The organism is Streptomyces cahuitamycinicus, from assembly GCF_002891435.1.
Lineage (GTDB): Bacteria > Actinomycetota > Actinomycetes > Streptomycetales > Streptomycetaceae > Streptomyces > Streptomyces cahuitamycinicus.
This window is the reverse complement of sequence record NZ_POUC01000581.1, coordinates 1-3968: the sequence shown is the minus strand read 5'-3', so window position 1 is coordinate 3968 and position 3968 is coordinate 1. Positions and strand designations below refer to the sequence as shown.

General features: G+C 73.7%; 4 protein-coding genes. 3 read left to right on the top strand and 1 reads right to left on the bottom strand.

The features are described 5' to 3' along the window. Positions 1 to 1698: NAD-binding protein (locus tag C1J00_RS39630; protein ID WP_102913705.1), on the bottom strand; the 1698-nt coding region annotated here is incomplete at its 3' end. Positions 1699 to 1880: 182 nt separating this feature from the next. On the opposite strand from C1J00_RS39630, the gene C1J00_RS39625 reads away from it, so the two are divergent. The 3 genes from C1J00_RS39625 to C1J00_RS39615 all read left to right on the top strand — a co-directional run. Then, positions 1881 to 2951 (top strand): permease, encoded by a 1071-nt coding sequence (locus tag C1J00_RS39625; RefSeq protein WP_245936695.1) that lies wholly within the window; start codon positions 1881 to 1883, stop codon positions 2949 to 2951. Further along, positions 2948 to 3658: a TIGR03943 family putative permease subunit gene (locus tag C1J00_RS39620; RefSeq protein ID WP_102913703.1), complete on the top strand. Its 711-nt coding sequence runs from the start codon at positions 2948 to 2950 to the stop codon at positions 3656 to 3658. Before C1J00_RS39625 ends, C1J00_RS39620 begins: the two co-directional genes overlap by 4 nt. Before the next feature lie 64 nt (positions 3659 to 3722). Beyond that, a partial coding sequence (locus C1J00_RS39615; RefSeq protein WP_500691500.1) for a Pycsar system effector family protein occupies positions 3723 to 3968 on the top strand: 246 nt, incomplete at its 3' end.

The following is a 3968-nucleotide window of genomic DNA, read 5'->3' as shown; positions in this document are numbered from 1 at the left end:
CGCCAGTACCCGCCAGGCCCCGGCCCGGAACGCCTCCCCGACCGTCCGCCCCTCCAACTGCGGATGCCCGGCCACCTCCACCTCCGCGAACAGCAGCACCCGCCGCTCCACGGGGATCGCGCCCAGGATCTGGCGCCCCATCATCGCCCCGGCGAACGCGGGCGCGGCCAGATGCGACACACTCCGGCTCCGCGTGAGGGCGAACGGATGCGCGGCCCGCAGCGTGCGGTACACCGCCGTCGCGAAGTCGTCGTCGTACAGCCGCAGCACGACCCGCAGATCGGGCCGCACGGACCGGGCGTACAGCGACGCCTCCAGGTTCGTCGTGTCCGCACTGGTCAGCGCCAGCAGCGCATGCGCACGGTGGATCTTCGCGGCCTCCAGCACCCCCTCCTGCGTGACGTCCCCGAGCACCACCGGCACCCGCAGCCGTCGCGCCGTGGCCATCCCGCGGGCGTCCGGATCGGACTCCACGCACACCACGGGGATGTGCAGCTCCCGCAGCCGGGTCAGCACCCGCGTCCCGATCTTGCCGAGCCCGAGCAGCACCACATGCCCGCCGAGCCCTCGCGGCGGCTTGCGCAGCGCGGACGCGCTGCGGAACGTGCCGAGTGCTTCCAGCACCGCGGCCAGCAGCACCGGCAGCAGCAGCAACCCGACCAGCCCGGACAGCAGTTGCAGCACCTGCTCCCCGGTCGACTCGTGGAACGCGGGATCGTTGATGCCGAACAGGTCGAGCAGCGTCACGTACGTCGCGTACAGCGGATGCTCATCGGTCACGACCGTCAACGCGACGGCGAGCGCCAGCACACAGCCCACCAGCCCGGCCAGCGACCACCGCAGCCGCCGCGAGAACAGCGAGGCGAACGGCGGCACGCCACCCCGCCCGGCGGGCAGGGGCGGCCCGGAGTACGACACCTGCTCCAGGACGACGGTGGCGCGCCCGGTCGCCGCCGCCACCGCCGCCTCGTCCGGCAGCAGTTGCGGCCCGAGTTCCCCACTGCCCTCGGAACCGTCCGCGCCGGCCGGGTCGTTGCTCGTCGCGGACAGCAACGCCAGAGTGCACAGCCCCGGGTCGGCCACCTCGCCCGGCCGCGGCGGCTGCCGTTCCACCGCACGCAGCACGAGCCCCTCCGTCTGGAGGACCTTGCTGGTGCCGACGAGGGCGGTGGCGGCCAGCGCGGGCGCGGCCGTGTCGGCGTCGGACAGCACCGTCGTCGACGTGTCGAGGCCCGCGCCCTGCCCGTCCCCGGAGGTGACGGCGGCGGTCTGGTCCAGCAGTTCCTCGATGTGCTGCCCCAACCGCCGGTTGTACAGCCGCAGGACGAGGCGGAGGCGGGGGTTGAACCGGCGGGCGGTGAGCGCGGCGCGAATGTTGGTCTCGTCGTCGTCGTAGACGAGCGCCAGCGCCGCCGCCCGGTCGACGCCCACCTCGGTGAGCACGGCCTCGGTGACCTCGGCGGCCTCGACGACCTGCTCGATCGGGGCCGGTTCGCCGCCGCCCGCACCCGCTCGGCCGGCGGCCGCGCTCACCACCCGGTCGAGCAGCGCCACAGACGCGGCCCGGGCCCGCCCGGCCACGGGCCGGCGCACCTGCCTCCCGGAGGGCGGTACGACGAGCGTGACCTGCTCGGCGTAGACACCGCGGAGTTCGGCGGCCAGCCGGTGCGCGAGCCCGTCGTCACCGCACACGATCATGTGCGTGGCCGGATCACTCGGCTGACCTTGGTTCGGAACACTCCCCACGGGGAGAAGACTGCCTCACCGGGACGGCCGGTTCCAGAAGGGGGCGGTGTCGCGTGAACGCCCGGCCGTCGTCGTCCGTACGCAAGGGGAGGGAATGGGCAATGCCCTCGCGCACCACCGGAGGTACCGGGCCCGTGGCCATCACGAAGACCGCCCCGCAGGACGACGCCGAGCCCGGTGACGCCGAGGCGGACGGCGGCGGGGAGGCGGGGCACGGGGAAGCGGTCCGTGAGGAAGAAGGCCGCCGAGAAGAGGGCCGGCACCTCAACTCCCCCCTCCTGCTGACCCTTCTGCTGCTCACGGCGGTGATGTTCCAGGACCCGATCCGCGGGGCCCTGTCCGCTCCGGTGATGCAGAGCTGGATGACGGTGTTCGTCGCGGTCATGGTCCAGGCGCTGCCGTTCCTGGTGCTCGGTGTCCTGCTGTCGGCGGCGATCGCGGTGTTCGTGCCGCCGTCGTTCTTCGCCCGGGCCCTGCCGAAGCGCCCGGCCCTCGCGGTCCCGGTCGCGGGCGTCGCCGGCGCCGTGCTGCCGGGCTGCGAGTGCGCGTCCGTGCCGGTGGCCGGAGCCCTGGTCCGCCGGGGCGTCACGCCCGCCGCGGCCCTGGCCTTCCTCCTCTCGGCACCCGCCATCAACCCGATCGTGCTGACGGCGACGGCCGTGGCGTTCCCCGGCAACCCGGAGATGGTCCTGGCCCGTTTCGTCGCGAGCCTGCTGGTGGCCTGCTCGATGGGGTGGCTCTGGCACCGCCTCGGCCGCACGGACTGGCTCCGGCCGTCCGCGCGCGCGTCGTACGAGGGCCAGGGCAGGGGAGCGGCCTTCTGGGGCTCGGTCCGCCACGACGTGACTCACGCGGGCGGCTTCCTGGTGATCGGCGCGATGGCCGCGGCGACCCTGAAGGCCGTGGTCCCGGCGCAGTGGCTGAGCCTCGCGGCGGGGAACCCCGTGCTGTCGGTCCTGGTCCTCGCGGTCCTGGCCGTCCTGCTCTCCATCTGCTCGGAGGCGGACGCGTTCGTGGCGGCGTCCCTGACCCAGTTCTCCCTGACGGCCCGTCTGACGTTCCTGGTCGTCGGCCCGATGATCGACCTGAAGCTCTTCGCCATGCAGGCGGGCACCTTCGGCCGCGCCTTCGCCCTGCGCTTCGCCCCCGCGACCTTCGCCCTGGCCGTCGTCGTATCGGCCCTGACCGGAACGGTCCTGCTGTGAACCGCCTGGCCCAGACGGCCCTCCTCTTCCTGCTCGGCGCGACCCTGCTGCACGCCGGCACGACCGACCTCTACCTGCGCTACGTCAAGGAGGGCCTGCGCCCCCTGGTCCTCCTGGCGGGCGCGGTCCTCATCGCCACGGCGGCCGCGACCCTCTGGTACGACCGCCGCACCCCCGCCGACGACCACCACCGTCACCGTGAGCCCCGCGTCTCCTGGCTCCTCACCCTCCCGGTCCTCGCCCTGATCCTGGTCGCCCCGCCGGCCCTGGGCTCCTACAGCGCGGCGCACACCGGCACGGCCCTGACGAAGCCCTTCGGCTTCCCGGCCCTCCCCGCCGGCGACGCACCCCTGCGCCTCGCCGTGGCCGACTACGCGGGCCGCGCGATCTACGACGACGGCCGCTCCCTCCGCGACCGCCGGCTGAAGATCACCGGCTTCGTCACCCTGGACCGGAAGGGCACGCCCTACCTGGTCCGCATGGGCCTCAACTGCTGCGCGGCCGACGCCCAGCCGGTCAAGATCGCACTTACGGGCGCCATCCCGCCGGTCCTGCGACCGGACACCTGGCTGGAGATCACGGGCACCTACACCCCCCGCCGCATGAAGGACCCGGTCAACGGCGGCCCGATCCCGTACCTGGAGGTGACGACCGCCAGACCGGTCCCCACCCCGCACGATCCGTACGACGAGACGTGGAACGCCTGAACTCCGGTGTACTGCCCACCCTTTGGGGTACTCGGGGGAAACCGCTGATCAGCGAGGAGTACGCATGACCACACTCCAAGGCGAGCACACGGCGGAACTCGGCCCGCCGCGCCTGCCCGAGGCGGTCCGCGCGGAGCTGGCCAAGGCCGACCACCGAGCCGGCCTGACCCTGGCCACCCTCGGAGCGGCCCTGACCGCTCTCCTGACCGCGATCACCGCCGGCGTCATCACCCCCACCCAGTACGCCACGATCCCCCAACTCCTCCTCTGGACCGGCTGCGCGGCCTGCGCCCCGTCCCTGGTCCTGCTG